A 25,449-nucleotide genomic window follows, 5' to 3' on the forward strand; every position below is an offset into this window, starting at 1 on the left:
CTCACATCCGGAAGACGCCGAAGTTCTCGGCGCCTTCGATCGGGGCGTTGGCAATGGCCGACAGGCACATTCCCACCACGGTTCGGGTGTCGCGCGGGTCGATCACGCCATCGTCGTAGAGGCGACCGGACAGGAACATCGGCACGGATTCCGCCTCGATCTGGTTCTCGATCATGGCGCGCATGCCGGCGTCGGCCTCCTCGTCGAACGCCTGCCCGCGGGCCTCGGCGGAGGCGCGGCTGACGATGGAGATGACCCCGGCCAGCTGCGCCCCGCCCATGACGGCGGACTTGGAGCTGGGCCAGGCGAACAGGAAACGCGGGTCGAATGCGCGTCCGCACATGCCGTAGTGGCCGGCGCCGTAGGACGCGCCGAGCAGGATCGAGATGTGCGGGACAGTGGAGTTGGACACGGCGTTGATCATCATCGACCCGTGTTTGATCATTCCGCCCTCCTCGTACTCCTTGCCCACCATGTAGCCGGTCGTGTTGTGCAGGAACAACAGTGGTGTGTTGGAGCGGTTGGCCAGCTGGATGAACTGGGTGGCCTTCTGCGATTCCTCGCTGAACAGCACGCCGCGCGCGTTGGCGAGGATGCCCACCGGATACCCGTGCAGCTCGGCCCAGCCCGTGACGAGTGACGACCCGTACATCGGCTTGAACTCGTCGAAATCGGAGCCGTCGACGATGCGGGCGATCACCTCTCGGGGATCGAACGGGACCTTGAGGTCGGCGGGGACGATGCCGAGCAGTTCCTCGGGGTCCGCGAGCGGTTCGATGACCTCGGCCCGCGGCGCGGGCCCCTGCTTCTTCCAGTTCAGGCGCTTGACGATGCTGCGGCCGATCCGGATGGCGTCCTGCTCGTCGATCGCGAAGTAGTCGGCGAGGCCGGACTTGCGGGCGTGCATCTCGGCGCCGCCGAGGGTTTCGTCGTCGGATTCCTCGCCGGTGGCCATCTTGACGAGGGGCGGTCCGGCGAGGAACACCTTGGACCGTTCCTTGATCATGACGACGTGATCGGACATGCCGGGGATGTACGCGCCGCCCGCCGTCGAGTTGCCGAAGACGAGGGCGATGGTCGGGATGCCCGCGGCGGAGAGCTGGGTGAGGTCGCGGAACATGCGGCCACCGGGTATGAATACTTCCTTCTGGGTGGGGAGGTCCGCGCCGCCGGACTCCACGAGGGAGATGACGGGGAGCCGGTTCTGCCGGGCGATGTCGTTGGCGCGGAATCCCTTCCGCAACGTCCACGGGTTGCTGGTGCCGCCGCGCACCGTCGGGTCGTTGGCGACGATCAGGCACTCGACGCCTTCCACCACGCCGATGCCCACGACAGTGCTGGCACCGACCGGAAAGTCGCTGCCCCATGCCGCGAGCGGGCACAGTTCGAGGAACGGCGAGTCGGGGTCGAGGAGCAGTTCGATGCGCTCCCGGGCGAGGAGCTTGCCGCGCTTCTTGTGCCGCTCGGTGTACTTCTCGCCGCCGCCCGCGAGCGCCTTGGCGTGCTCGGTGTCGATCTCGGCGAGCTTCTCCGTCATGGCCTTCGCCGCCGCGGCGTACTCTTCGGAACCCGTGTCCAGCGTGGACTTCAACGTGGTCATGACTGATACCCCAATCGCTTGGCCGCGAGCCCCGTCAGGATCTCGGTGGTACCGCCACCGATTCCGAGGATGCGCATGTCGCGGTACTGCCGTTCCACTTCACTCTCCCGCATGTAGCCGAGGCCGCCGAACAGCTGGACGGCCTGGTTGGCCACCCACTCGCCCGCCTCGACCGCGGTGTTCTTCGCGAAGCAGACCTCCGCGATGAAGTCCTCGTTCGACACCAGCGAACGCTCCACCAGCGCTCTCGTGTAGACGCGGGCCACGTCGGTCTTGCGCGCCATCTCGGTGACCGTGTTCTGCACCGACTGCCTGCTGATCAGCGGACGGCCGAACGTCTCGCGGTCGCGCACCCACTGCAGCGTGAGGTCGAGGCACCGTTGCGCGCTCGAGTAGGCCTGCGCGGCGAGGGCGATGCGCTCGGTGAGGAACGCCTGGGCGATCTGCGCGAACCCGCTGTTCTCCTCGCCGACCAGGTTGGCGGCGGGGACCCGTGCGTCGACGAACGACAACTCGGCCGTGTCCGATGCACGCCAGCCCATCTTGTCGAGCTTGCGTGCCACCTCGAATCCCGGTGTGCCCTTCTCGATCACGAGCAGGGAGACCCCGGACGCGCCGGGACCGCCGGTGCGGACGGCGGTGACCACGAAGTCGGCCCTGACGGCGGACGTGATGAACGTCTTGGACCCGTTGACGACGAAGTGGTCGCCGTCGCGGACCGCGGTGGTCCGCAGATGCCCGACGTCGGAACCGCCGCCGGGTTCGGTGATGGCGAGCGAGCCGATGAGCTCGCCGCGCAGGGTTGGGCGGACCCACTTCTCGATCTGCTCCGGGTCACCGGCCGCGGCGAGGTGCGGCAGCGCGATTCCCGACGTGAACAGTGAAGCGAACGCGCCACCCGATGCACCCGCCTGGTGGAATTCCTCGCAGATCAGCACCGCGTCGACGAGGTCGCCGCCCTCGCCCCCGACGGATGCGGGGAAGCCGGCGCCGAGGAGTCCGAGTTCGGCAGCCTCCCGATGCAGTGTGCGGGGCAGTTCGCCGTCGCGTTCCCAGTCGTCCAGGTGCGGCAGTACCTGCCGTTCGACGAAGCTGCGCACCGTCTTGCGCAGTTCCTGCCGCTCGGGTGTGTCCCACACGCTCACAACGTCGTCCCTTCGGGGAGGAGTGCTTCCGGTATGTCGAGATGCCGGGATCTCAGCCATTCGCCGAGACCCTTGGCCTGCGGGTCGAACCGGGCCTGGGACGCGACGCCCTGCCCGAGGATTCCCTCGATCACGAAGTTGACAGCGCGCAGTTTCGGCAGCACATACCTCGTGACGGTGAGGTCGGCAGCCTCCGGGAGGAGGAGCTTCAGCTCGTCGACGGTCAGTGCGTGGGCCAGCCACTGCCACTGCTCGTCGGTGCGCACCCACACGCCGACGTTCGCGTTGCCGCCCTTGTCTCCGCTGCGCGCTCCGGCGATGGTGCCGAGCGCCACCCGGACCGTGGGTTCGGCGCCCCGCGGCTCCGGGAGCGCGGGCTCGCCGACATCTTCGAGTTCCCGGACATCGGTGGCGGGTTCGATGTCGACGCGCGTTCCGTCCGGCAGCACCGCGACGTGTGGCACCTCCTTGGCGTACACGTATCCCGGGGTGAACACACCGTAGGGCTGCCCTTGCCCGGGCGGCGCCGTCAGCGTGAAGCCGGGATAACTCGCCAGCGCCATTTCGACTGCGACGGAGGAGAATCCGCGCCCGACCGCGTTGGCGTCGGAATCCCGGACCACGCAGCGCAGCAGCGCGCTCGCGGCCTCCTCGGTGTCGGCGTCCGGGTGATCGGTGCGGGCGAGCGACCAGTCGAGTTCGGCCGGCCGGGTGGGAAGCCACCCCTCGAGCTGCCGCTTCACCAGGGCCGCCTTGGCCTCGATGTCGAGGCCGGTGAGGACGAACACGGCCTCGTTGCGGAATCCCGCGAGCGTGTTCAGCGACACCTTGAGCTGCGGCGGCGGCGCCTCCCCGACGACGCCACTGATGCGCACGCGGTCGGGACCGTCCTGCGACACTGCGACGGAGTCGATCCGCGCCGTCACGTCGGGGCCGGCGTAGCGGCCACCCGTGATCTCGTACAGCAACTGCGCGGTGACGGTGCCGACGTTCACGGCGCCACCGGTCCCGGGGTGCTTGGTGATGACGGACGATCCGTCCGAGTCGATCTCGGCGATCGGGAATCCGGGTCGGTCGAGGTCGTCGATCTCGGTGAAGAACGCGTAGTTGCCGCCCGTCGCCTGGGTGCCGCACTCGATGACGTGCCCGGCCACCACGGCGCCGGCGAGCTGGTCGAAAGCGTCTCGCTGCCAGCCGAAGTGGGCGGCCGCCGGACCCACGATCACGGACGCGTCGGTGACACGCCCGGTGACGACGACGTCGGCGCCGGCGTTCAGGCATTCGACGATGCCCCACGCTCCGAGGTAGGCGTTGGCAGTCAGCGGGCTGCCCAGACCCAGTTCGGCGGACCGACCGATCAGGTCGTCGCCTTCGACGTGGGCGATCTTCGCCCGCAGCCCCAGCTTGTCGTTCACCTCCCGCAATGCGTCCGCGAGACCGGCCGGGTTGAGCCCGCCGGCGTTCGCGACGATGCGGACACCCTGGTCGAGGGCCGGCCCGAGGCAGTCCTCCGCCTGACGGAGGAACGTCTTGGCGTAGCCGCGGTTCGGGTCCTTCATGCGGTCGCGTCCGAGGATCAGCATGGTGAGTTCGGCGAGGTAGTCGCCGGTCAGATAGTCGAGCTCGCCGCCTTCGAGCATCTCGCGCATCGCCGACAGACGGTCGCCGTAGAAGCCGGAGCAGTTGCCGATCCGCACGGTCATCGGGTTCCCGCCTCGCGGCCGCCGCCCGCGGGGCCCGCGAAGGCCTGGGCGATGTTCAGCCACGCGTCCGCGTCGGCGCCGGTGGCCTCGAGGGCGAGATCCGCCCGGTTCGCGCGCTGGGTGACGAGCAGGCAGAAGTCGTCGGCGGGTCCGGCGACCTTCTGCGCGGCGTCCTCGGGGCCCCACGTCCAGACGGACACTCCGTCGGGGGCGGTGAGTTCGACGCGGAACTCCTCCGCGGGTGGGGCGAGTTCGTTGACGGCGTAGGCGAAGTCGCGGGTGCGGACCCCGAGGTGGGCGATGCTCTTCAACCGCTCGGTGGGCTTGCGCGGCACCGAGAGCGCGTCGGCGACGTCCTGGCCGTGCGCCCACGTCTCCATCAACCGGGCGGTGGCCATCGAGGCCGCCTTCATCGGCGGGCCGTACCAGAGGATCTTCTGTCCCGACGGCACCGCCAGGAGAGCCTCCGCCAGTCGAGCCCGGGCGGAGCGCCAGGCGGCGAGCAGTTCCGCGGGTTCCCGACGGGCGTGCTCCTCGGCGCCGGCATCGACGAAGCCGGCGGGGTTCGAGGCGGCCACCGTCAGTTGCTCGGCGAAGCCGTCGGGGTCGGTGATCGCCAGGAGGGCGGCCTCGTCGGTCCACAGCAGATGTCCGATCTGGTGGGCGACGGTCCACCCCTCGGCCGGTGTCGGATCGGCCCAGCGGGAGTCGGGGAGGTCGGCGACCAAGGCGTCCAGTGAATCGCTCTCGGCGCACAAGTCATCGATGAACCTCTGCAGTTCAGCCATGCGACCAGCATCACACCGACCCAATAAAAAAGCAAGCACGATTGATTGTTATTTGGCTGCGGATCGTCCCGCGAGCTGCCACGCTGGTCACGTGATACGACAGTTGCTCACCCATGCCGCGCTCAACCCACTCCCCTCCCCGCGCACGCTGGCCGCCCGAGTCGTACCGGGATTCGGCCACCGCATCGCCGGGAAGCGGATCCTCGTCACCGGTGGTTCCTCGGGAGTCGGTGAAGCGGCCGCACGCCGGCTCGCCGCCCTCGGCGCGGAGGTCGTCCTCGTGGCCCGCGGCTCCGACGCCCTCGAGTCCGTGCGCGACGACATCCTGCGGTCCGGTAGCGACGCGCACGCCGTCCCCTGCGACCTCACGGACCCGGAGTCCGTCGATGCCCTCGTCGCTCAGGTGCTCGGGGAGATCGGCCCCGTCGACGTTCTCGTCAACAACGCCGGGCGGTCGATCCGGCGGACGGTCGAGGACTCGCTGGACCGCTTCCACGACTTCGAACGCACCATGGCCGTCAACTACTTCGGCTCGACGCGGCTGACCCTCGCGTTGCTCCCGTCGATGATCGAGCGCCGCGAGGGCCACATCATCAACGTCGCGACGTGGGGCGTGCCTGCCGGTGTCATGCCCAAGTTCTCCGCCTACCATGCGTCCAAGGCGGCCGTCGGCGCGTTCGGCCGGAGCCTCGGCGCCGAACTGCGCGACCGCGGAATCTCGGTGACGACCCTCGACTTTCCCTTGGTCCGGACGCCGATGATCGCGCCCACCACGGATTACGACGCGATGGCGGCCCTGACTCCCGAGCAGGCGGCGGAGTGGTTCGTCACCGCCGTGCGCACCCGGCCGATCGAACTGCTCCCCAGTTACGCCGAACTGTTCCGGCTGCTCGGCACGTTCGCGCCGTCCGCGACCGACGCACTGGTACGGCGCACCGGCATCTGAGCGCAATGACAGACTGGGACGGTCTCGAATCCGCGCTCACACCCGAGGGAGTCGTCCATGACCGACGCCGTGCTCACCACCCGCGATGGCGACATCGTCACCTGGACCCTCAACCGTCCGGAGGCGCGCAACCCCATCTCCGAGCCGGACGTGATCGAGGCGCTCGAGAATGCGGTGGCCGACGTCAACGGTGATCCCAGCGTGCGCGTCGCGATCGTCACCGGTGCCGGTTCGGCGTTCTCCTCCGGCGGCAACGTCAAGCACATGCGCGACCGCGCCGGAATGTTCGGCGGCTCCCCCGCCGACCTGCGGCAGGGTTACCGGCACGGCATCCAGCGCATCCCGTTGGCCCTCTACCACTGCGAGGTGCCGACCATCGCCGCCGTCAACGGACCTGCAATCGGCGCCGGATGCGACCTGACGCTGATGTGCGACATGCGGATCGCGTCCACGGCCGCCGTGTTCGCCGAGAGCTTCGTCAAGGTCGGACTCGTCCCCGGCGACGGCGGCGCCTGGTTCCTGCCGCAGGCCGTCGGGATGGCGCGGGCCAGCGAGATGGCGTTCACCGGTGACGCGATCGACGCCGCGAAGGCCCTGGAGTGGGGACTCGTCTCGCAGGTCACCGAACCCGGGGAACTCCTCGGCGCGGCGCGGGCGCTCGCCGACCGGGTGGCGGTCAACCCGCCGCAGGTGCTGCGGATGACCAAGAAGCTGCTGCGCGAAGGGCGTCACCAGAGCCTCGAGAGCCTTCTCGAACTGTCGGCGGCCATGCAGTCGCTCGCCCATCACACCGCGGACCATCACGAGGCGGTCGGTGCGATGCTCGATCGCCGCAGCCCGAACTTCACCGGCCAGTGAACCCGGGCGTCGCACACCGGTGACAGCCGAGCCGCGCAGTCAGCTTCTTCCCGTCGTCTCGGCCCTCGGATCGGTGCTGTCCGTCCAGTTCGGCGCCGCCTTCGCGAGCACCCTGTTCGAGACGGTGGGCGCCGGCGGTGCGGTGTCGCTGCGGCTGACGATCGCGGCGCTCATCCTCGGGGTGATCGTGCGGCCGCGGTGGCGACGGTGGACCCGGACGCAGCGGGAGGGTGTCCTCGCGCTCGGAGTGGCGCTGGCCGTGATGAATTCGGCGTTCTACGAGGCCCTCGCGCGGCTCCCGCTCGGCACCGCCGTCACCATCGAGTTCCTGGGTCCGCTCACCCTCGCCGCCGTGCTGTCGCGAAGACCCCGGGACGGGGTGTGGGTGCTGGCGGCGCTGACCGGCGTGGTCATGCTCGGCCTGCGCGAGAACTCGGGCGCCGAGTCCCTCGACCTCGTGGGGGTGGCATTCGCTCTCACCGCCGGCGCGGCGTGGGCCGGCTACATCGTCGCCGGTTCGAACCTCGCGGCGACGGTTCCCAGCGCGGACGGCCTGGCCGGAGCGAGCATCGTCGCGGCGGCCCTGACGCTTCCGCTCGGCGCGGTGTCCGGCGGCACCGCACTGTTCGACCCCCGAATCCTGGCCGTCGGCGCGGCGGTGGCCCTGCTGTCGTCGGTGATTCCGTACTCGCTCGAGCTGCGGGCGCTGCAGGTGATGAGCAAGAAAGTGTTCGCCGTGCTCATCGCGCTGGAGCCGGCGGCCGCGACCCTCGCCGGGGTGATCGTGCTCGGGCAGGTCCTCGGACTGCAGTCGCTGGCCGCGATCGCGCTCGTCGTCGCGGCCGGCGTCGGCTCCGTCCTGAGCAACCGGTAGCGGCACGGCCGACCGTTCGGGCTGGCAGGATCGACGCGTGAGCACCGCGAACCTGACCCGAGCCGAAACCGCCGAACGTTCCCGCGCGATCGAGGTTCTCGGCTATCGGGTGGAACTGGACGTACTCGGCGCCGTCGACCCGGAGGTCGGGACGTTCGCGACCACCACCACCGTCGAGTTCACCGCCCGCACGTCCACGACGTGGCTCGACTTCCTCGGCGCCGGTGTGGAGTCGGTGACGGTCAACGGCGCCGACGTGCCCGTCGACTACGACGGCGCCCGGATCGCGTTGACCGGACTGCGGAATTCGAACGTCGTGACCGTCGCCGCCCGCGGCGAGTACAGCCGCTCCGGTGAGGGTCTGCACCGGTTCCTCGACCCGGCAGACGGGCAGACGTACCTCTACACGCAGTACGAACCGGCGGACGCGCGGCGAGTGTTCGCGTGCTTCGAACAGCCGGACCTGAAGTCGCCGTTCACGTTCGTCGTCACCGCGCCGCGGGAGTGGGAGGTGGTCTCCAACCAGCAGGTCGCCGAGCGGGAGGACACCACCGGCGGGCAGGTCGTCACGTTCACGCCGACCCTGCCGATCTCCACCTACATCACCGCGGTCGTGGCCGGCCCCTACCACCGGGTCGACTCGGAGTGGAGCGGCGGCGACCGCACGATCCCGCTGGGCGTCCTCTGCCGGGCCTCCCTCGCGCAGTACCTCGACGCCGACACGATCTTCGAGATCACCCGGCAGGGGCTGGGGTTCTTCACGGACGGTTTCGACTACCCCTACCCGTTCGGCAAGTACGACCAGGTGTTCGTCCCCGAGTACAACCTCGGCGCCATGGAGAACCCCGGCTGCGTGACGTTCACCGAGGCGTACGTGTTCCGCGGCGCCGCCACCGACTCCCAGTACGAGGGCCGGGCGAACACGATCCTGCACGAAATGGCTCACATGTGGTTCGGCGACCTCGTCACGATGGTGTGGTGGGACGACCTGTGGCTCAAGGAATCGTTCGCCGACTACATGGGCGCACTGGCCAACGCGGAGGCCACCCGGTGGACCGACGCGTGGGTGGCCTTCGCCAACCGCCGCAAGGCGTGGGCGTACCTGCAGGACCAGTTGCCGACGACGCATCCGATCGTCGCGGACATCGTCGACCTCGAGGCCGCGAAACTGAACTTCGACGGCATCACGTACGCGAAGGGCGCCAGTGTCCTCAAACAACTCGTCGCGTACGCCGGGCGTGACGCGTTCTTCGACGGGGCGCGCCGCTACTTCCGCGCCCACGCCTTCGGGAACACCACCCTGACGGATCTGCTGACGGAACTGTCGGCGACGTCGGGCCGGGACCTGACGAGCTGGGCGCGCGCCTGGTTGCAGACAACCGGCGTGTCCGCACTGAGCCTGCAGCGGGACGCCGACGGACGCGCCTCGATCGTGCAGACCGATCCGCGTCCCCACCGCCTCGGCGTCGGGCGCTACGACTTCGACGACACCGGCGACCTCGTGTGCGTGCAGCGGGTCGAGGTCGACCTCACCGACGCCCACACCCCGGTCGATCTCGCCGACGCGCCGCTCGTGTTGCTCAACGACGCCGACCTGACGTACGCGAAGGTGCGGCTCGACGACCGATCGCTGACCACCGTCGAGACCTCGCTCGACCGGGTGCGCGACCCGCTGGCGCGTGGCCTGATCTGGTCGTCGCTGTGGAATGCGACCCGCGACAGCGAACTGGGCGCCACGCGGTATCTGTCGATGGCCCAGAGGTTCTCACCGACGGAGGCGCACCCGACCCTCCTCACGTCGGTGCTGGCCAACGCCCCGTACGCGATCGAGCACTTCCTCCCCGAGACCGCGCGCGACACCGCCCGTCTCGACTGGCTCGAACACACCTGGCGCGCGTTGTGGAACGCCACGCCGGGTTCGGGAAGCCAGCTCGCCTGGGCACGGGCGGTGGCATCCGCGGCGGCGATGGACGGCAGCCGCGCGGCCGGCATCCGGTCGATTCTCGAGGCCGGCGGGCGGGCGCCGACCGGGCTGTCGCTCGACCCGGATCTGCGCTGGGGATTCTGGGGCGCGCTCGCCGCCACCGGGCACGCCGACGACGCGGACCTCGACGGTGAGCTGCGCCGCGACGACACCGGCTCCGGCCGCACCGCGTACCTGCGGGCAACATTCTCGCGACCGGACCCGGACGTGAAGGCGAAGGCCTGGGAATCGATCTTCCACGACCGCACACTGTCCAACGAACATCTCGGCGCGGTCATCGCCGGGTTCCGCGCAGGCGCCCGGCACGACCTCGTCGGGGGGTACGCCGGCGGCTACTTCGCCTCGATCCGCTCGGTGTGGGAGGAGCGCAGTATCGAAATCGCGCGGCGGATCGTGGTCGGGCTGTTCCCGTCCGAGACGGCACTCGACGCGGCGGACGGATGGCTCGGCACCAATGCCGATGCGCCCGCCGCGTTGCGTCGGCTGGTGCTCGAGCAACGGGATCATCTCGCCCGGGACCTGCGAGCGCAGGCGTTCAACAGCCGGTCGGACGTCACCGGCTGACCGGCCGGGCACCGTTCGACGTGCGGGCCGTCCACCGGTCCAGGACGCTCCGCCACAGGCCGGACGTGCTGTCGCCGGCCCAGGCGATGTAGCCGTCGGGACGCACGAGCAGTGCGGGCCCCTCGTCGGTCCGGGTCACCGCGTGGACATAGCCGGGGACAGGCGCCCCGGGCTCGGTGACCAGGACGAAACCGCCCGAGCGCATCACCTCGTACAACCGACCGCCGTCGGTGGGCAGATCCTCGGCACGTCGGCCGACCAGGGTGCTCTCGCCGGCGTCGTGGCCGTACCCGATTCCGATACCCGAGAACATCCGGGCGACCGCGTCGCCGACCGGCGGGAAGCCGAGAAGCGCCGCCACTGCCCCGTTCCGCAGCTTCCGCAGGATCCACGGCCGGACGATCATCATGCGCATCGTGGCACCGCTCGACCGCAGAACCAGCCGCCCCACCGGGTGCCGCTCGGAGTGATAGGTGTCGAGCACCGCGTCGTCCGCGCCGCCGAGGACGGCCGCGAGTTTCCAGCCGAGATTGACGGCGTCCTGAATACCGGTGTTCATTCCCTGCCCGCCTGCAGGCGAATGCACGTGGGCTGCATCGCCCGCGAGAAACACCCGGCCAGTCCGATACTGCGGGACCTGCCGTTCGTCGCTGTGGAATCGCGACTGCCAGCGCACGTCGCCGAGTCCGTGATCCGTGCCCATCGCGACTTCGATGGTGCGGCGCAGTTCCTCCCGGTCGACGGGCGCGGTGTCGTCCACCTGGTGCCGCCGGTTCCAGGCGATCACCCGAAACAGGTTGTCGCCGTACGGTGCGATGAACGCGAATCCGTCGCGGACGGCATTGACGGTCACGAGATTGTCCGGTGGGTTCTCGAGTTCGACGTCGGCGAGCATGATCGACCGCAGCACGGCCTTGCCGGGGAACGGCTGCCCGATCATCGTCCGCACCGCGCTGTGCGCGCCGTCCGCACCGACCGCATATGTCGCGTGGAATGTGCTGTCACGTCCCGAACTGTCGTGGCCGGAAACGCGGACGCCGTCCCGGTCCTGTTCCACCCCGGTCACGGTGAAACCACGGATGATGTCGGCGCCGCGGTCCCGAGCGCGCTCCTCCAGGAGGGCGTCGACGTTCCGCTGGGGAGTGACGAGGACGAACGGGAACCGGGACCGCAGGCGCCCGAGGTTGAGTGCTGCACCGCGCCACAGCTTCAGTCCTGGTGAGGCGGCGCCGGTGGCCACGAGCCGGTCGGCGAGTCCGCGGGCGTCGAGCAGTTCGAGGGTTCGGGCGTGGACGCCGAATGCGCGGCTGAGAGTGGAAGGCGCGGCGCGCTTGTCCAGCACCGTCACCGATCGGCCCGCCGTCGCCAACTCGCCCGCGAGCATGCATCCGGTGGGTCCCGCGCCGATCACCACTACGTCGATGTGCTTCATGACGTTGCCTCCGATCGAAAGGTGTCCCATCAAGTCAACAACTGTTGACTTCGACGGTAGGCGCATCCGCGCGTCAGGTCAACAGCCGTTGACTTAGACTGTGAAAATGCCTGACCGCCGCGCCCGCTCCGCCGTCGCCACCCGCGCCGCGATACTCGACGCCGCCCGCGCCCGGTTCGGCACCGCCGGCTACGAACGCACGACGATGCGCGCCGTCGCGTCGGATGTGGGCGTCGACCCCGCACTGGTGGTCCGGTACTTCAGCAACAAGGAATCGCTGTTCGCCGAGGCCGCCGAGTTCGATCTGCACCTGCCCGATCTCCACGACGTTCCCGCGAAGGACCTCGCGACCGTGCTGATGCCGCGCTTCTTCGCGGTGTGGGAGAACGACGGCGCGTTCCTCCCCCTGCTCCGGGCGGCGGCGAGCAGCCCGCGGGCCGCCGACGCGATGTTGCAGGTCTTCGCCCGCCAGGTGGCGCCCGCGCTCGCCGTGGTCACGGCGGATCGCGCGGACGAGCGCGCCGCCCTCGTCGGGTCGCAGGTCCTCGGACTCGCCTTCTCCCGCTACATACTCCGGGTGCCGCCCGTGGCGGACATGACGCACGAACAGCTGATGCGCTGGGTCGGACCCGTGCTCGAGTACTACCTCACCACGGAACCGCGGTAGCGCTACCGGTGATGCCTGCCGCCGTTCAGCATCCAGCGGGCATCGAGCTCGCTCGTGCTGCGGCGGTGCCGCCTGATGGTGAACGACGTGATCGGAAACCGCTCGACGACGCTCGCCTCGGCACGCGGATCACCCGCGATCCCCTGTTCCAGAACCGAATACGCGGTGTGGTTGACAGAATGCACGGCCAGCCGGAGGGCGTCGAGCGCCGTCGGCCGCGGCCCGAACGCGGCGAGCGTGTGCCCGCCGTCGACCGCGGTTTCGACCACCGCGTAGAAATGCCAGTCCGCGCCCGAATCGCCAGTCATGATGCGCCTCACTCGATGTGCTTCTGTGAGCTGTGCCATCACGGTATCGCGAGGGTACGACACGTTTTCGGAGCGCCGTTCAGGCGACGGACCGGCGGCCGATCCCGAAGAGCTCTTGGGGGACATCGATTCCCTTGAGCCGGTGACTGCCCGCCGGCTCGCCCCAGAATTCGTCGGTATCGAGTTCGTCGTAGAACTCGCCGGTCACGACCACCTCGTGAGACGGTGCGACCGCGACGACGCGACTGGCCATGTTGACGGGCCTGCCGAACCAGTCGCCCGCGCTCGGCACCGCCGTGCCCCAGGCGATCCCGGCCCGCAACGGCGGAAGCCCCTCGGTGCGTGCGGCCTGCACGAGGTCGAGCGCGGTGTACGCCAACGCGTTGGGATCGGGCGAGATCATCATGACGGCGTCCCCGATCGTCTTCACCAGACGCACCGGCGGAAGCACCAGATCGGTGGCAAGCCCGTCGAGCCGCTCGGCCACCCGCCCCAGATCGGCGGGCGCCACCTGCTCACCGAGCAGCGTGAATCCGACGAGGTCGGCGAAACAGACGCCGATCTCCTGCGCTCCCCGAACCTGGAGGTTCGAGTCCCTGGCGATACCCACCGCATCGGAGCGCAACTGGTGGCGCAGAGTGGTAGCGATGAGGTGAGCCAGGATCTGCGCCTCGAAATCCGCGATGCGACGCACCTCCACCGCGTATCGCAGAGCCACCTCGGGGTGATCGCGCGCCGCCTCGAGTCGCTCCTGCAGGAGCGCGTCCGCGGCGTCGGCGACCGTCCAGAGGTTGCGGCCGAGGACCCGGGCGGCCGCGAAGATTCCGCTCTCGTCGAGCCCCAGGTCCCGGTACTGCTTGAGTCCGCGCGCGAGGTCGAGGTCGCCGTCGTCGTAGAACGTCCCGTCCTCCGACGCACCCCGGCCGATCGCCCGGAACCACCGCCGGGCGTCCTCCACGGCGACACCGGTCTTCTGGGAGATCTCGTCGATGCTGTACCGGCCCTTCGGCGACAGCGCGTGCTCGAGCAGCAGGTGCGCGAGGCGATCGTCCCGCGAGGCGACGCGGAGTTCGTCGATCGACACCCCGTCCTCGATCAGGGTGTTCAGGACCCCCATGCGCGCAGAGCGATCCGATCCGCTGAGTCCGTCGAGGAGGCCGGCGGCCTCGAACTCGTGGAGTTGTGTGGGTGGCGGACCCGGGCGTCGGAGCGGGCGAGGCGGCGGGGACACCAGACGTCCCGTCCGGGGCGTGATCCGTCGGGGCTGTCGCGGGATGCGCACATCCTCATCGTCCCAGGAACAACGTCGCCCTTCGCCGTAATCCTGCGAACTCGCCTTCCCCCACGACCACGACCGAACTATATTCGGTATGTGCCGATTCAAAGTCTGTTGCTGGATGCGGCGGAGGGCCATTTCGCCCGCCGCGGCGTCCTCGCGACGCGGCTCGCCGACATCCGGCACGAGGCCGGTGTCAGCGTGGGAGCCGTCTACCACCACTTCCCGAACAAGGAAGAGCTGTACCTCCAGGTCTGGTTACGCGCGCTCGCCGACTATCAGGACGGATTCCGGGCCGCTCTCTCGGAATGCGCCGATGCGCGGTCCGGGGTGGAAGGCGCCGTCGTCCGCCACCTGCAGTGGGTGTCCGGCAACCCGCAGCGGGCCGTCATCCTCACTGCGCCCCGGCCCCCGGGCATCGACGAGCGAGCCGATTCCACCAACGCGGCGTTCTTCCGCGACGTCACCCAATGGTGGCGAATCCACGAACACTACGGAACGGTCCGCCGATTCGACTTCGACGTGCTGTACGCGCTGTGGCTGGGCCCGGCTCAGGAGTACTCCCGCCAATGGCTCGCGGGTGCCATGACCACCGACCCCACCGCGGTGGCGCCCGAACTGGCGCGCGCCGCGTGGAACTCGCTACGGAATCAGGAGTAAGGGATGACAGTCGACGTCGCACTCACCGCCGACACCGCACAGGCCGTGCTGGAGGCCCAGCCGTTCAGCGTGCTCGTCGGCGCCCGCATGACGCAGTTCGGAGAGGGCGGCGTCACCCTCGAGATCCCCGTCCGGGACGAACTGCGGCAACAGAACGGCTTCGTGCACGGCGGTGTCCTGTCGTACGCCGCCGACAACGCTCTGACGTTCGCCGCGGGCACCGTGCTCGGCGCGAACATCATGACCGCGGGCTTCACGATCACCTACCTCCGCCCCGCCCAGGGCGTGCTGCTGCGGGCGGACGCCCGAGCCGACGCGTCGACCCGGCGCCAGGCGCTGTGCCGGTGCGACATCTACGCGGTGCAGGACGACGGCTCCGAGGTACTGTGCGCCGCCGCCCAGGGCACGGCGACGGTCAAGCAGCCGCGGTAGTCGCGGCCGCACGGGATGGAACGATGGGACCATGGCTCACTCCGTCGATCGCGCATCCGTGGACAGGGCGCGTGAGCGCATCACCGGCCTGATCCGCAGGACTCCCACGTTCCGTGCCACCGTCCCCACCGTGCACGGCGCCGTTCCGGTGATCTTCAAACTCGAGTTCCTGCAGTACGGTGGCTCGTTCAAGGTACGGGGCAGCCTCAACGCTCTGCTCCACGCCGAGGAGGACGGGCGACTCGACGACGCGGGCGTCGTCATCGCGTCCGGCGGGAACGCCGCCATCGGAGCGGCCTGGGCGTCGCGGCTCAGGGGTGTGAAGTGCACCGTGGTCGTCCCCGTCACGGCACCCGACGTCAAGATCGACAAGCTGATCGCGCTCGGCGCGGACGTGCGCAAGGTGGGTGCTCGATACGCCGAGGCAGCCGAGTATGCGGAAGAACTCGCGACGTCCGCGAACGCCCTCGCCCTGCACGCCTACGATCTCCCCGACATCGTCGCCGGGGCGGGCACCATCGCACTCGAGATCCAGGACGACGTCGCCGAGCCGCTGTCCTACGTGATCGCCGTCGGCGGTGGCGGACTGCTCTCCGGTGTCGTCGCAGGCAGCGGCGAGGACGACAGCATCTGCGGTGTGGAACCGAGCGGAGCGGCGACGCTGCACTCCGCGGTCGCCGCCCGGCAACCCGTGGACATCGACATCGACAGCATCGCCGGCGATTCCCTCGGCGCCACCAAGATCGGTTCCATCGCCTGGGACACCGTCCGGTCCCGGCCCGTGTCCAGCCTGATCGTCGACGACGACGCCCTGATCGACGCGCGAACGCTGCTGTGGGAGGAGTTCCGGATCGTCGTCGAGCACGGCACCGCCGCGGCGCTGGCCGCGATCGTCACCGGACAGCTCGCCCCCGCCGACGACAAACCGCTCTGCGTGGTGCTCTGCGGCGCCAACACGTCGCTGACCAGCTACTGATCCGCCGAAGTCTCAGCCGCGCGGTTTCAGCCGGCTGTTCGGCAGTTCGGGTGCGGGCAGCGGATCGCCGTCGTAACCCTCGACCGTGCCGAACCGGGGGTCGGCGGGCGCCGCGCCCCGGAGCTCGGACTGCCAGTCACGGCGGTAGCCGACGATGTCCTCGTGGCTGCGGCCGAGGAAGTTCCACCACATGATCACCTGCTCGCCTAACGGCTCGCCGCCGAGCAGCAGCAGCCGGGCCCGGGTCCCGCCCGTGTTCCGCAGCGCCACCAGCGACTCCCCGGGCGGCTGATAGCCGAGTTCCGCCCACCGCACCGTGGTCCCGCGCAGCTGCACCTCGCCCTCGTCGACGAGCACCCCCACCTCGAAGCCGCGCTCGATGTCGAGGGTGACGTCCGCACCCGGCTCCAGAAGGATCTCGGCGCCGAGCAGCGGCGTGAACGTGCGGACCGGCGACGTCGAGCCCGCCGTGCTCCCGAGGAACACCCGCACGGTGGCGCCGTCCAGCTCGACCGGATCGGGTGCGTACGTCTCGAACGCCGGATCGGCGTCCTGCGCCGACGCCGGCAACGCCACCCACAGCTGGGCGCCGTGCAGGATGCGGGTCTCCGGTGTCGAGACCTCCGAGTGCGCAATTCCCCGCCCCGCGGTCATCAGGTTGAGCTCACCGGGACGCACCATCGCGTGCGAACCGATGCTGTCGCGGTGTTCGATCTCGCCGGTGAACAGCCAGCTCACCGTCTGCAGTCCCGTGTGCGGGTGCGGCGGCACGTTCATCCCGCCCGTCGTCCCGACGTCGTTCGGTCCGTAGTGGTCGGCGAAGCACCAGGCTCCGATCAGCGACCGTTCCCGCTGCGGGAGGGTCCGCCGGACCGGCATCGCGCGGGGACCGCCGAGCGGGACCTCGCGCGCGCCGAGCACCTGGATGCCCCCGCCGTCGGGGTGCGACTCGCACCGCTCTTCCACCGAATTCGTCTCCAGATTGCTCACTGTTCCATCGTGCCTTCCGTCAGTCCTGTGCGCCGCGCAGTTTCGCGCAGAGTTCGGAGAGCGTGTCGAGTTCGGCCTCGGACAGGGCCGGGCCGACGTGCCGCCGGATGCTCGCCGCGTGCCGACGTCCGACGGACTTCTGAACGCGCGCACCCTCGTCCGTCAGGGCGACGACGGTCCCGCGGCGGTCGCCGGGATCGCACTCCCGCGTGACGAATCCGGAGCCGGCCAGCCGCTCGACGAGCCGGCTCAGCGACGGTTGGCTGAGCAGGATCTCCCGGTTGAGATCATGCAGGCGCAGTCTGTGCCCGGGTGCCCGGCCGAGGGTGAACAGCACGTCGTATTCGCGCATGCTCAGCTCGTCCCACACGTCGTCTGCGGCGAGGTTGCGCATCACCGCGACCTGGGCGCGGAAGAGCGCCTCCCACGCCTCGGCCGCTCGTTCGGTCCTACTGACGGGCGGCATCGACCGGCTCGCGATCGGCCTTCATCGACGCGTGCGTCGGCGGGTTGTCCGGCACGCCGGCAGGTCGCCGGGCAGCGAACTCCTTGCGCAGCACGGGCACGACCTCGCCGCCGAGCAGATCCAGCTGCTCGAGCACCGTCTTCAGGGGTAGTCCCGCATGGTCGACGAGGAACAGTTGCCGCTGGTAGTCGCCGAAGAAGTCGGCGAATGTCAGGGTCTTCTCGATTACCTGCTCCGGTGTGCCGACGGTCAGCGGGGTCTGATCGGTGAAGTCCTCGAGACTCGGTCCGTGGCCGTAGACCGGTGCGTTGTCGAAGTAGGGCCGGAACTCGTCGACGGCGTCCTTGGCGTTCCGGCGCATGAACACCTGCCCGCCCAGTCCGACGATCGCCTGGTCCGCGCGGCCGTGACCGTAGTGCTCGTACCGCTCGCGATAGAGGTCGATCAGCGCGATGTAGTGCTCCTTGGGCCAGAAGATGTTGTTGGCGAAGAAGCCGTCACCGTGGAACGCCGCGATCTCGGCGATCTCCGGGCTGCGGATCGAGCCGTGCCACACGAAGGGCGGGATGCCGTCGAGCGGGCGCGGCGTGGACGTGAAGCCCTGGAGCGGGGTGCGGAACTGTCCCTGCCAGTCCACGACGTCCTCGTCCCACAGCCGGCGGAGCAGCCGGTAGTGCTCGAGCGCCAGCGGAATGCCCTGGCGGATGTCCTGACCGAACCACGGGTAGACGGGGGCCGTGTTTCCGCGGCCCATCATGAGATCCATCCGGCCGTCCGCGAGGTGCTGCAACATCGCGTAGTCCTCGGCGATCTTCACCGGGTCGTTGGTGGTGATCAGCGTCGTGGACGTCGACAGGATGATCTTCTCGGTCTGCGCCGCGAGGTAGCCGAGCATCGTGGTCGGGGACGACGGCACGAACGGCGGGTTGTGGTGCTCGCCGGTGGCGAACACGTCGAGCCCGACGTCCTCCGCGTGCTTGGCGATGGTCGTCATCGCCTTGATGCGCTCATGCTCGGTGGGGGTGCGGCCGGTGGTGGGATCGGGGGTCACGTCGCCGACGGTGAAGATTCCGAACTGCATAGCTGTTCCTCTCGCGCCAGAACTCCATGCGTTTGCATGAACCTATTGCAACATTCAACCTCTTCGTCCTATTCCGAAAACGGCCGAGGGCGGCAAGCGCAATGCGCTTGCCGCCCTCGGCGACGTTCGGATCGAACGAGCCCGATCAGTGCATCATGACCGTCGGGGCACCTTCGGCCTCGAGATGCGGGTTGACCGACTTCTTCCGCGGCAGCAGGAACGCCGGGATGAGCGTCAACGCGATCAGCACGGTAGCGACCAGGAACGTGTTGCCGAATGCATCGGCGGCCTGGCTCAGGACCTGGTCCACCATTCCGGGAGGCTCCTGTGCGGCGACCTCGGGCACGTGCTGCATCGCGACCGTCTGACTGTCGAGACCGCGATCGAGCAGCTGGTTGGTGAGGACCACCGACATGACGGCGGTACCGATCGAACCGGCGGTCTGCTGGACGATGTTCATCAGTGTCGAACCGCGCGCGACCTGCTCGTTGGACAGCGTGACGATCGCTGCCGTCATCAGCGGCATCATCGTGCAACCCATGCCCATGCCCATCACGAACAGCGCACCCATCAGCAGCCAGGTCGGCGAGTCCGACGCCACCTGCGTGAAGACACCCAGACCGATCAGGATCAGCGGCAGACCCGATAGCACGATCTTGCCGGGCCCGATCTTGTCGACCAGACGTCCGGCCACCGGCATGGTCAGCATCGCGCCGATACCCTGCGGAGCCATCAGCAGACCGGCCGCGAGCGTGGTGTGCCCGCCGACCTGGATGAAGTAGCTGGGGAACAGCAGACCCGCACCCATGAACGCGACGATGAACAGCGAAGTCGTGATGACCGCGACCGACAGCTGCCGGTTCTTGAACAGGTGCAGGTCGATCAGCGGGTGATCCTTGCGGAGTGCGTGGAAGACGAACGCGACGATCAGCGCCAGGCCGATCGCACCGGACACGAGCACGCGAGCCGAAGCGACCGTGCCCACCTCCGGGATGGACGACACACCGAACAGGAACAGAGCCAGACCCGGCGAGAGCAGCAGCATGCCGAGGAAGTCGAAGGACTCGGAGGGCGACGCGTTGTCGGACGGCAGGATGATGAACGCAGCGGCCAGTGCGATGATGCCGATGGGCAGGTTGATCAGGAAGATCCAGTGCCAGCTCGCCGCCTCGATCAGCCAGCCGCCGAGGATCGGGCCACCGATGGGGCCGAGCAGCATGGGGATTCCGAGAACCGCCATGACCCGGCCGACGCGGTCGGGGCCTGCTGCCTTCGTCATGATCGTCATGCCGAGCGGCATCAACATGCCGCCGCCGAGGCCCTGCAGGACGCGGAAGCCGATGAGCGAGGTGATGTCCCACGCGAAGCTACACAGCACCGAGCCGAGGACGAACAGCACGAGCGCCGTCATGTAGAGGCGCTTGGTGCCGAACCGGTCGGCCGCCCACCCGGTGACGGGGATGACCGTGGCCAGGGCGAGTGTGTACGCGGTCATCGTCCATGCGACGGTGGCGTAGGTGGTGTCGAACTCCGTGGCGAACGTCGGCAACGCGACGCTGACCACGGTCACGTCGAGGATCGACATGATGGCACCGAGCACCACCACGGACGCGATCTTGAGGACCGTGCCGTCGAGCTTGTCGGGCGCCGCGTTCGCGGCGGTCGGCGATGTCATCCGAATATCTCCTGGTTGAGTTCTCGCAGGGACTCCCCCGCGAGGATCGGTTGTAGTGCCTCGATCAGCCGAGTCCGCTCGATCTCCGGAACCCGCCATGCGAACCGTCGCAACTGATCACGCTTGCATTCGAGGTGCTGGGTAGCGACCTTATGTCCAGCCTCCGACAAGGAGACCCGCTTGACCCGCCGGTCGCGTTCGTCTTCCCGGCGAACGACCAAACCCAGTTTCACGAGTTGATCGACGTTCCGACCCGCTGCGGCCACCGAGAGCCGCAACCGCTCGGCCACCTCGTTGATCGGAAGTGGCTCACCGTGCTGAACCAGCGCGAAGAGCATGCGCACCTGCGAAAACGTGAGGTCCAGCTCGATGAGGTTGTCCATCGACTCCGACTCCCCCGCACTCAACAGTTGGGTGAAGAAATCGTTGAGTAGTTCGAAGAGAAGATCAGGAGATTTGTCGGGCACCCTCGAATGCTAGCGCTCATGCAACTATTGCCCAAGGGCAACTATGGCGCAACCGAATAAATGGTGTCCGGTATCACATTCCCCGACGGCACCTTCGACCTGCGGGTTCAGTCCTGGACGAGCACCGCTTTGCCCAGCACGAGCCCGGCCTCGAGATCACGCAGCGCGTCCGCGGCCTCCTCGAGCGGATACCGGGACGTGACCACGGGACGCAATCCACGTTCCACGTGCCGGATCAGCGCGGCATGCACCTCTTCCAGCGCATTCGGCTCGGTCCGGATGAACTCGCCCCACGCCGCACCCACGATGCTGATGTTGCGGAACAGCACCCGGTTCACCTTCACCTCGGGAATCGTCCCTCCCGCGAAACCGATCACGACCAGCCGGCCTTCCGGGGCAAGCACCCGAACGGCCTCGTCGAAGGCGTCGCCGCCGACCGGGTCGACCACGATCTGCGCGCCCCGACCGCCGGTCAACTCACGGACCCGGGCGCCCCAGCCGGCGCCGAGGCGGACGACCTCGTCGGCCCCCAGTTCGCGTAGGAAGTCGTCGGCCCCGTCCCGCCGCACCACCGCGATCACGCGGGCGCCGTGCGCCTTGGCCAGCTGGATGGTCGACGTCCCCACCCCACCCGCCGCACCGAGGACGACGACAGTTTCACCCGCCCGCAGCCGAGCCCGGCGCTCCAGCGCGAATTCCATCGTCTGGTAGTTGATGATCAGCGACGCCGCTTCCTCGAAATCCAGGTTCGCCGGGATGTGCAGCACCTGCGCCGGCGGCACCGCGACCCGTTCGGCGTAACCGCCTACCTGCGACGCCGCGAGCACACGGTGACCGGGCTCGAATCCGCTGTCGGCCGGTGCCGACACCACCACACCCGCGACTTCGGCGCCGGGAACGAACGGCAAATCGGGGCCGAGCTGATATTTGCCGTAGCTGATCAGCAGGTCGGGGAAGCACACCCCGCTGGCCTTGACGTCGATCAGAACGAGTCCCTCGGACGCCGGTTCGGGTACGTCCTGCAGCGTCATGCCGCCCGGCCCCGACAGCTCCGTCACCACCACTGCGCGCATGCTCGAAACAGTAGACGCGCAGGGGTGGCGAGAGGCGTCAACGAGCGAAGAGCCGCTTCCGCCTCCGGGCGACCGACACCAGCTCGACCTTGTCGGTCATCTTCACGCGGGGCCGGCCGGACCCCGCCGCCCGGCCGGTCTCCGCCTTGTCGATCGCACGCCAGCCGGCGAAGCCGATCTGTTCCGGCTGGCGCCGCTCGATGACCTTCTTCACGTCCTTGCGGGTGCCGACCGTGCCGAGGAGCTTTCCGGCCTCGAAATCCGCGAGCAGCGACGACACCGTCTCCCTGGCGCACGCCTTGTTGGTGCCGATGACGCCGCTGGGACCGCGCTTGATCCATCCGGTCACGTACACCCGGTCGGTGACCCGGCCGTGCTCGTTGGGGATCACGCCGCGCTTCTCGTCGAACGCGACACCGCCGACGGGGTTGCCGCGGTACCCGATGGAGCGCAGCACGAGCGAGGTGTCCAGCGAGCCCTCCTCGCCCCGAGCCCGGGCGGACAACGTGCCGGACTCGTCGACCACCAGTTCGTTGCGTCCGTAGCGCAGGGCCTCGGCCTTGCCGGAACCGGCGACCTCGAGCGGCGACGTCAGGTAGCGGAACACGATGCGCTTGTGACCGGGCCGCGGGGCACGCTGCGCGAACTCCCGCGCCAGCCGGACCTTCATCGCCGTGGCCGGATCGCCCAGCAGTGCCTCGCTGGCCGGGTCGAGGTCGAGGTCGGCGTCGTCGATGACGACGTCCACGTTCCCGAGGTCGCCGAGCGCCAGGAACTCGGGGTTGCTGTAGGCGGCCTGCGCGGGCCCGCGGCGGCCGAGGAGCACGACCTCCTCGACGTTGCTGCGACGCAGCGCGGCGAGGGCGTGATCGGCGATGTCCGTCCGTTCCAGCTCCTCGACGTTCATCGTGAGGATGCGGGCCACGTCGAGCGCGACGTTGCCGTTGCCGACGATCACCGCGCGCTTCGCGGACAGGTCGAACGTGCGCTCCGCGTAGTCCGGGTGGCCGTTGTACCAGGCCACGAACTCGGTGGCGGCGTGAACGCCGGGAAGATCCTCGCCCGGGATTCCCAGACGCCGGTCGCTCGACGCCCCGACGGCGTAGATGACGGCGTGGTGATTCTCCAGCAGCTCGTCGTGGGTGACGTGCCTGCCGACCTCCACGTTGAGGTGGAACTCGAAGTTCGGCCGGTCGAGGCTCCACTCGAACATCCGGGTCACCTCCTTGGTGCCGGGGTGGTCGGGCGCGACACCCGCGCGAACGAGCCCCCACGGGGTCGGGAGCTTCTCGAACATCTCGACCTCGACGTCCGAGCGTTCGAGCAATTCACCCGCGGCGTAGCAGGCCGCGGGGCCGGCGCCGACGACGGCGACCCGGAGCTTGCCGAGGTCGCGGCGCGGCGGGGTCGCGGGCGTGAGGGGGATCCACCCGGTCGGCATGGGGTTGGTCGTGTAGTACTCGGCGTTGATGTCCTTGTAGCGGGTGAGCGAGCCGATGAGCTTGTCTTCCGGGAATATCGCGTCGACCGGACAGGCATCGACGCAGGCCCCGCAGTCGATGCAGGTTTCCGGGTCGATGTGCAGCATCTCGGTCTGCGCGAATTCCCGCTCCTCCGGCGTCGGGTGGATGCAGTTCACGGGGCATGCGGAGACGCAGCTCGCGTCGTTGCAGCACGCCTGGGTGATGACATATGCCATTGCGGTTTCCTCATACCTGTCCGGACCATCGAGCTCGTTCGTGTTACACGTAGTAACAGTTATATGAACTGTACTGAGAATCGCGTCCGCAAACAAGCACCGGCGCCGGGATGGAAGAATCGGGGCTCCGCCCACGAGCGAAGGAACCGCATCTTGGCACTCGACCGACCCCTCGCCGCTCCCCCCGCACTCGGCCGCTTCTTCGAGACGTCCTGGCCGGTCCGCACCGGCGACATCGATGCCGCCAAGCGCCTGCGCCTCGACGGGATCGCCCGCTATCTGCAGGACGCGGGCCTGGACAACCTCGACGCGGTCGACGCCGCCGACAGCCACCCGCTATGGATCGTCCGGCGGACCGTCATCGACGTCGTACGGCCGGCGGTGTGGCCCGAGCGGGTACACCTCCGGCGCTGGTGCTCCGCACTGTCGACCCGCTGGACGAACATGCGGGTTCAGATCGAGGGTGAGGCGGGCGCCCTCATCGAGACCGAAGGTTTCTGGATCCACATCAGCGGCGAAACGGGAATGCCCACCCGCATCGACGACGGATTCATCGAACGCCTCGGTGAGTCCGCGGAGGAACACCGGCTCAAGTGGAAGCGGTGGCTCGTCGAGAACGCTCCGGCCGCCGACGAGGACGGCATCGTGGACACCGAATTCGTCCTGCGCCGCACCGACATCGACCCGTTCGACCACGTCAACAATGCCGTCTACTGGCAGGCCGTCGAAGAATTGCTCGCCGACCACGAGCATCCGGGCGGCGGCCGCCTCGTCGACAACCCCCATCGCGCCGTGCTCGAGTACCTCTCGCCCATCGTGTCGACCGACGAGATCGTCCTGCGGTCGCGGCGGGACGACACGTCGCTGACCGTGTGGTTCCTGGTCGACGACGCCCTGCGTGCCGTGGCCCGGGTCGGGCCACTCGCCGCCTGATCAGACCATCTGCTGGGTGCCGATCACCCGCAACAGGTCGAGCCTGGCCCGCGCGTCGGAGCCCGGCTGCGGCATGTACACGAGCAGGTGCTGGTAGGCGCTCGGGGTCAGCAGCGTCTCGCAGACGAGGTCGATGCGTCCGACCTCGTCGTGGAGGACGGTCTTCGTGTCGGACCGGCGGACGGCCACATCGTGCCTGTCCCAGAGCGCCGCGAATTCGGCGCTGCTCTCGTAGAGGCGGTGCACCAGTTCCGTCACGTCGGCGTCACCGGCCCGCCGGGCAGCCGTCGCCCGCAGATCCGCGACGTGATTTCCGGCGAGACGCTCGTGATCGTCCTCGGGGAACATCCCGCGCTCACCGGGGTGCGCGAACCACCGCCACGGCACGTAACGATCGAGACCCGAATACCGGGACGCGTCGCCGAACAGGATCACGTGCATGCGGTTCTGGACCAGCACTTCCCCGAGGTCCGAGATCACGCAGCCCGGGGTGTCGTCGAGCTTGTCGAGCAAATGCAGCAGCCCCGGTCCGACGTGCTTGTTGCCCGCGGCCCGCATCGGCGGAACCTGACCCGACAACAGGTAGAGATGGTCTCGCTGATCGTCGGTCAGCCGCAGCGCCCGCGCGATCGACGCCAGGACCTGTGTCGACGGATGCGGGCCGCGTGCCTGCTCGAGTCGCGTGTAGTAGTCCGTCGACATTCCCGCGAGCATCGCCACCTCGTCGCGCCGGAGCCCCGGCGTCCGACGGCGGACTCCCGGTGGCAGCCCGACGTCGGCCGGAACCAGCTGTTCCCTGCGACGGCGGAGGAAGTCGGCCAACTCGGAGCGGTTCATGCATCAACTGTGCCG

24 protein-coding genes are annotated in these 25,449 nt (G+C 68.9%); 9 read left to right on the plus strand and 15 right to left on the minus strand.

Annotation, left to right across the window (positions count from 1 at the left end):
* Nucleotide 1: 1 nt before the first annotated feature.
* The 4 genes from ACFVJ3_RS12385 to ACFVJ3_RS12400 are packed head-to-tail and all read right to left on the minus strand — an operon-like array spanning nucleotide 2 to nucleotide 5,236.
* Nucleotides 2–1,600, minus strand: coding sequence for an acyl-CoA carboxylase subunit beta (locus tag ACFVJ3_RS12385; RefSeq protein WP_378452325.1), 1,599 nt, complete (start codon nucleotides 1,598–1,600; stop codon nucleotides 2–4).
* Nucleotides 1,597–2,745: an acyl-CoA dehydrogenase family protein gene (locus tag ACFVJ3_RS12390; protein ID WP_378452326.1), complete on the minus strand. Its 1,149-nt coding sequence runs from the start codon at nucleotides 2,743–2,745 to the stop codon at nucleotides 1,597–1,599. The genes ACFVJ3_RS12385 and ACFVJ3_RS12390 overlap by 4 nt, the downstream gene beginning before the upstream one ends.
* Nucleotides 2,742–4,448 carry an acyclic terpene utilization AtuA family protein gene (locus ACFVJ3_RS12395; RefSeq protein WP_378452327.1) on the minus strand — a complete coding sequence of 569 codons (1,707 nt, stop codon included), beginning with the start codon at nucleotides 4,446–4,448 and terminating at the stop codon, nucleotides 2,742–2,744. Before ACFVJ3_RS12395 ends, ACFVJ3_RS12390 begins: the two co-directional genes overlap by 4 nt.
* Nucleotides 4,445–5,236 (minus strand): TIGR03084 family metal-binding protein, encoded by a 792-nt coding sequence (locus ACFVJ3_RS12400; RefSeq protein WP_378452328.1) that lies wholly within the window; start codon nucleotides 5,234–5,236, stop codon nucleotides 4,445–4,447. The genes ACFVJ3_RS12395 and ACFVJ3_RS12400 overlap by 4 nt, the downstream gene beginning before the upstream one ends.
* Between ACFVJ3_RS12400 and ACFVJ3_RS12405 the strand changes: the two genes are divergently transcribed.
* From ACFVJ3_RS12405 to pepN, 4 genes are read left to right on the plus strand one after another with little or no spacing between them, the layout of a single operon-like run.
* Nucleotides 5,214–6,182: an SDR family oxidoreductase gene (locus ACFVJ3_RS12405; protein WP_378452329.1), complete on the plus strand. Its 969-nt coding sequence runs from the start codon at nucleotides 5,214–5,216 to the stop codon at nucleotides 6,180–6,182. The two genes, ACFVJ3_RS12400 and ACFVJ3_RS12405, sit on opposite strands and share 23 nt — an antisense overlap.
* 57 nt (nucleotides 6,183–6,239) lie before the next feature.
* A complete protein-coding gene (locus tag ACFVJ3_RS12410; RefSeq protein WP_378452330.1) occupies nucleotides 6,240–7,040 on the plus strand; it encodes a crotonase/enoyl-CoA hydratase family protein in 801 nt (266 codons plus the stop codon).
* A 19-nt stretch (nucleotides 7,041–7,059) separates the two neighbouring features.
* Nucleotides 7,060–7,914 carry a DMT family transporter gene (locus ACFVJ3_RS12415; protein WP_378452331.1) on the plus strand — a complete coding sequence of 285 codons (855 nt, stop codon included), beginning with the start codon at nucleotides 7,060–7,062 and terminating at the stop codon, nucleotides 7,912–7,914.
* Nucleotides 7,915–7,951: 37 nt separating this feature from the next.
* Nucleotides 7,952–10,462, plus strand: a complete 2,511-nt coding sequence (pepN, locus tag ACFVJ3_RS12420; RefSeq protein WP_378452332.1) for an aminopeptidase N — start codon at nucleotides 7,952–7,954, stop codon at nucleotides 10,460–10,462.
* Here the strand turns inward: pepN and ACFVJ3_RS12425 are convergent.
* Complete coding sequence (locus tag ACFVJ3_RS12425; protein WP_378452436.1) at nucleotides 10,452–11,924, minus strand: FAD-dependent oxidoreductase; 1,473 nt, start codon at nucleotides 11,922–11,924, stop codon at nucleotides 10,452–10,454. The two genes, pepN and ACFVJ3_RS12425, sit on opposite strands and share 11 nt — an antisense overlap.
* A 76-nt stretch (nucleotides 11,925–12,000) precedes the next feature.
* Between ACFVJ3_RS12425 and ACFVJ3_RS12430 the strand changes: the two genes are divergently transcribed.
* Complete coding sequence (locus ACFVJ3_RS12430; protein ID WP_378452333.1) at nucleotides 12,001–12,561, plus strand: TetR family transcriptional regulator; 561 nt, start codon at nucleotides 12,001–12,003, stop codon at nucleotides 12,559–12,561.
* Between the two features lie 2 nt (nucleotides 12,562–12,563).
* Here the strand turns inward: ACFVJ3_RS12430 and ACFVJ3_RS12435 are convergent, their stop codons facing one another.
* Nucleotides 12,564–12,869: a hypothetical protein gene (locus ACFVJ3_RS12435; protein ID WP_378452334.1), complete on the minus strand. Its 306-nt coding sequence runs from the start codon at nucleotides 12,867–12,869 to the stop codon at nucleotides 12,564–12,566.
* 79 nt (nucleotides 12,870–12,948) lie between these two features.
* On the minus strand, nucleotides 12,949–14,151 hold the full coding sequence (locus ACFVJ3_RS12440; RefSeq protein WP_378452335.1) for an adenylate cyclase regulatory domain-containing protein: 1,203 nt from the start codon (nucleotides 14,149–14,151) through the stop codon (nucleotides 12,949–12,951).
* Nucleotides 14,152–14,241: 90 nt separating this feature from the next.
* On the opposite strand from ACFVJ3_RS12440, the gene ACFVJ3_RS12445 reads away from it, so the two are divergent.
* The 3 genes from ACFVJ3_RS12445 to ACFVJ3_RS12455 are packed head-to-tail and all read left to right on the plus strand — an operon-like array spanning nucleotide 14,242 to nucleotide 16,213.
* Nucleotides 14,242–14,805 carry a TetR/AcrR family transcriptional regulator gene (locus ACFVJ3_RS12445; protein ID WP_378452336.1) on the plus strand — a complete coding sequence of 188 codons (564 nt, stop codon included), beginning with the start codon at nucleotides 14,242–14,244 and terminating at the stop codon, nucleotides 14,803–14,805.
* Between the two features lie 3 nt (nucleotides 14,806–14,808).
* Nucleotides 14,809–15,237, plus strand: coding sequence for a PaaI family thioesterase (locus ACFVJ3_RS12450; RefSeq protein WP_378452337.1), 429 nt, complete (start codon nucleotides 14,809–14,811; stop codon nucleotides 15,235–15,237).
* A gap of 31 nt (nucleotides 15,238–15,268) precedes the next feature.
* A complete protein-coding gene (locus ACFVJ3_RS12455; RefSeq protein ID WP_378452338.1) occupies nucleotides 15,269–16,213 on the plus strand; it encodes a serine/threonine dehydratase in 945 nt (314 codons plus the stop codon).
* A gap of 12 nt (nucleotides 16,214–16,225) precedes the next feature.
* Here the strand turns inward: ACFVJ3_RS12455 and ACFVJ3_RS12460 are convergent, their stop codons facing one another.
* From ACFVJ3_RS12460 to ACFVJ3_RS12490, 7 genes are all read right to left on the minus strand, one after another.
* Entirely contained in the window at nucleotides 16,226–17,203 is a 978-nt protein-coding gene (locus tag ACFVJ3_RS12460) for a pirin family protein (RefSeq protein WP_378452339.1), read from the minus strand.
* A gap of 19 nt (nucleotides 17,204–17,222) precedes the next feature.
* Nucleotides 17,223–17,669 carry a MarR family winged helix-turn-helix transcriptional regulator gene (locus ACFVJ3_RS12465; protein WP_378452340.1) on the minus strand — a complete coding sequence of 149 codons (447 nt, stop codon included), beginning with the start codon at nucleotides 17,667–17,669 and terminating at the stop codon, nucleotides 17,223–17,225.
* Nucleotides 17,653–18,750, minus strand: coding sequence for an LLM class flavin-dependent oxidoreductase (locus ACFVJ3_RS12470; RefSeq protein WP_378452341.1), 1,098 nt, complete (start codon nucleotides 18,748–18,750; stop codon nucleotides 17,653–17,655). Before ACFVJ3_RS12470 ends, ACFVJ3_RS12465 begins: the two co-directional genes overlap by 17 nt.
* Nucleotides 18,751–18,895: 145 nt before the next feature.
* On the minus strand, nucleotides 18,896–20,425 hold the full coding sequence (locus ACFVJ3_RS12475; RefSeq protein WP_378452342.1) for a DHA2 family efflux MFS transporter permease subunit: 1,530 nt from the start codon (nucleotides 20,423–20,425) through the stop codon (nucleotides 18,896–18,898).
* Nucleotides 20,422–20,892, minus strand: coding sequence for a MarR family winged helix-turn-helix transcriptional regulator (locus ACFVJ3_RS12480; protein ID WP_378452343.1), 471 nt, complete (start codon nucleotides 20,890–20,892; stop codon nucleotides 20,422–20,424). The genes ACFVJ3_RS12475 and ACFVJ3_RS12480 overlap by 4 nt, the downstream gene beginning before the upstream one ends.
* 107 nt (nucleotides 20,893–20,999) lie before the next feature.
* Nucleotides 21,000–21,965: an NADPH:quinone oxidoreductase family protein gene (locus ACFVJ3_RS12485; RefSeq protein ID WP_378452344.1), complete on the minus strand. Its 966-nt coding sequence runs from the start codon at nucleotides 21,963–21,965 to the stop codon at nucleotides 21,000–21,002.
* A 37-nt stretch (nucleotides 21,966–22,002) separates the two neighbouring features.
* Nucleotides 22,003–23,664 (minus strand): FAD-dependent oxidoreductase, encoded by a 1,662-nt coding sequence (locus ACFVJ3_RS12490; RefSeq protein ID WP_378452345.1) that lies wholly within the window; start codon nucleotides 23,662–23,664, stop codon nucleotides 22,003–22,005.
* Nucleotides 23,665–23,817: 153 nt separating this feature from the next.
* Between ACFVJ3_RS12490 and ACFVJ3_RS12495 the strand changes: the two genes are divergently transcribed.
* Nucleotides 23,818–24,597 carry an acyl-[acyl-carrier-protein] thioesterase gene (locus ACFVJ3_RS12495; RefSeq protein ID WP_378452346.1) on the plus strand — a complete coding sequence of 260 codons (780 nt, stop codon included), beginning with the start codon at nucleotides 23,818–23,820 and terminating at the stop codon, nucleotides 24,595–24,597.
* Here the strand turns inward: ACFVJ3_RS12495 and ACFVJ3_RS12500 are convergent, their stop codons facing one another.
* Nucleotides 24,598–25,434, minus strand: a complete 837-nt coding sequence (locus tag ACFVJ3_RS12500) for a helix-turn-helix transcriptional regulator (RefSeq protein ID WP_378452347.1) — start codon at nucleotides 25,432–25,434, stop codon at nucleotides 24,598–24,600.
* Between the last annotated feature and the right edge of the window lie 15 nt (nucleotides 25,435–25,449).

It is taken from the genome of Rhodococcus sp. NPDC127593 (assembly GCF_042671975.1).
GTDB lineage: Bacteria > Actinomycetota > Actinomycetes > Mycobacteriales > Mycobacteriaceae > Rhodococcus_F.

Excerpts from the sequence above, each read along its gene's own strand:
- ACFVJ3_RS12455 (WP_378452338.1), top strand. The coding sequence starts at position 15,269 with ATGGCTCACTCCGTCGATCGCGCATCCGTGGACAGGGCGCGTGAGCGC.
- ACFVJ3_RS12400 (WP_378452328.1), bottom strand. The coding sequence starts at position 5,236 with ATGGCTGAACTGCAGAGGTTCATCGATGACTTGTGCGCCGAGAGCGAT.
- ACFVJ3_RS12485 (WP_378452344.1), bottom strand. The coding sequence starts at position 21,965 with ATGCGCGCAGTGGTGGTGACGGAGCTGTCGGGGCCGGGCGGCATGACG.
- ACFVJ3_RS12385 (WP_378452325.1), bottom strand. The coding sequence starts at position 1,600 with ATGACCACGTTGAAGTCCACGCTGGACACGGGTTCCGAAGAGTACGCC.
- ACFVJ3_RS12450 (WP_378452337.1), top strand. The coding sequence starts at position 14,809 with ATGACAGTCGACGTCGCACTCACCGCCGACACCGCACAGGCCGTGCTG.
- ACFVJ3_RS12410 (WP_378452330.1), top strand. The coding sequence starts at position 6,240 with ATGACCGACGCCGTGCTCACCACCCGCGATGGCGACATCGTCACCTGG.
- ACFVJ3_RS12475 (WP_378452342.1), bottom strand. The coding sequence starts at position 20,425 with ATGACATCGCCGACCGCCGCGAACGCGGCGCCCGACAAGCTCGACGGC.
- ACFVJ3_RS12435 (WP_378452334.1), bottom strand. The coding sequence starts at position 12,869 with ATGACTGGCGATTCGGGCGCGGACTGGCATTTCTACGCGGTGGTCGAA.
- ACFVJ3_RS12490 (WP_378452345.1), bottom strand. The coding sequence starts at position 23,664 with ATGGCATATGTCATCACCCAGGCGTGCTGCAACGACGCGAGCTGCGTC.
- ACFVJ3_RS12425 (WP_378452436.1), bottom strand. The coding sequence starts at position 11,924 with ATGGGACACCTTTCGATCGGAGGCAACGTCATGAAGCACATCGACGTA.
- ACFVJ3_RS12395 (WP_378452327.1), bottom strand. The coding sequence starts at position 4,448 with ATGACCGTGCGGATCGGCAACTGCTCCGGCTTCTACGGCGACCGTCTG.
- ACFVJ3_RS12500 (WP_378452347.1), bottom strand. The coding sequence starts at position 25,434 with ATGAACCGCTCCGAGTTGGCCGACTTCCTCCGCCGTCGCAGGGAACAG.
- ACFVJ3_RS12465 (WP_378452340.1), bottom strand. The coding sequence starts at position 17,669 with ATGCCGCCCGTCAGTAGGACCGAACGAGCGGCCGAGGCGTGGGAGGCG.
- ACFVJ3_RS12430 (WP_378452333.1), top strand. The coding sequence starts at position 12,001 with ATGCCTGACCGCCGCGCCCGCTCCGCCGTCGCCACCCGCGCCGCGATA.
- ACFVJ3_RS12470 (WP_378452341.1), bottom strand. The coding sequence starts at position 18,750 with ATGCAGTTCGGAATCTTCACCGTCGGCGACGTGACCCCCGATCCCACC.
- ACFVJ3_RS12405 (WP_378452329.1), top strand. The coding sequence starts at position 5,214 with ATGAACCTCTGCAGTTCAGCCATGCGACCAGCATCACACCGACCCAAT.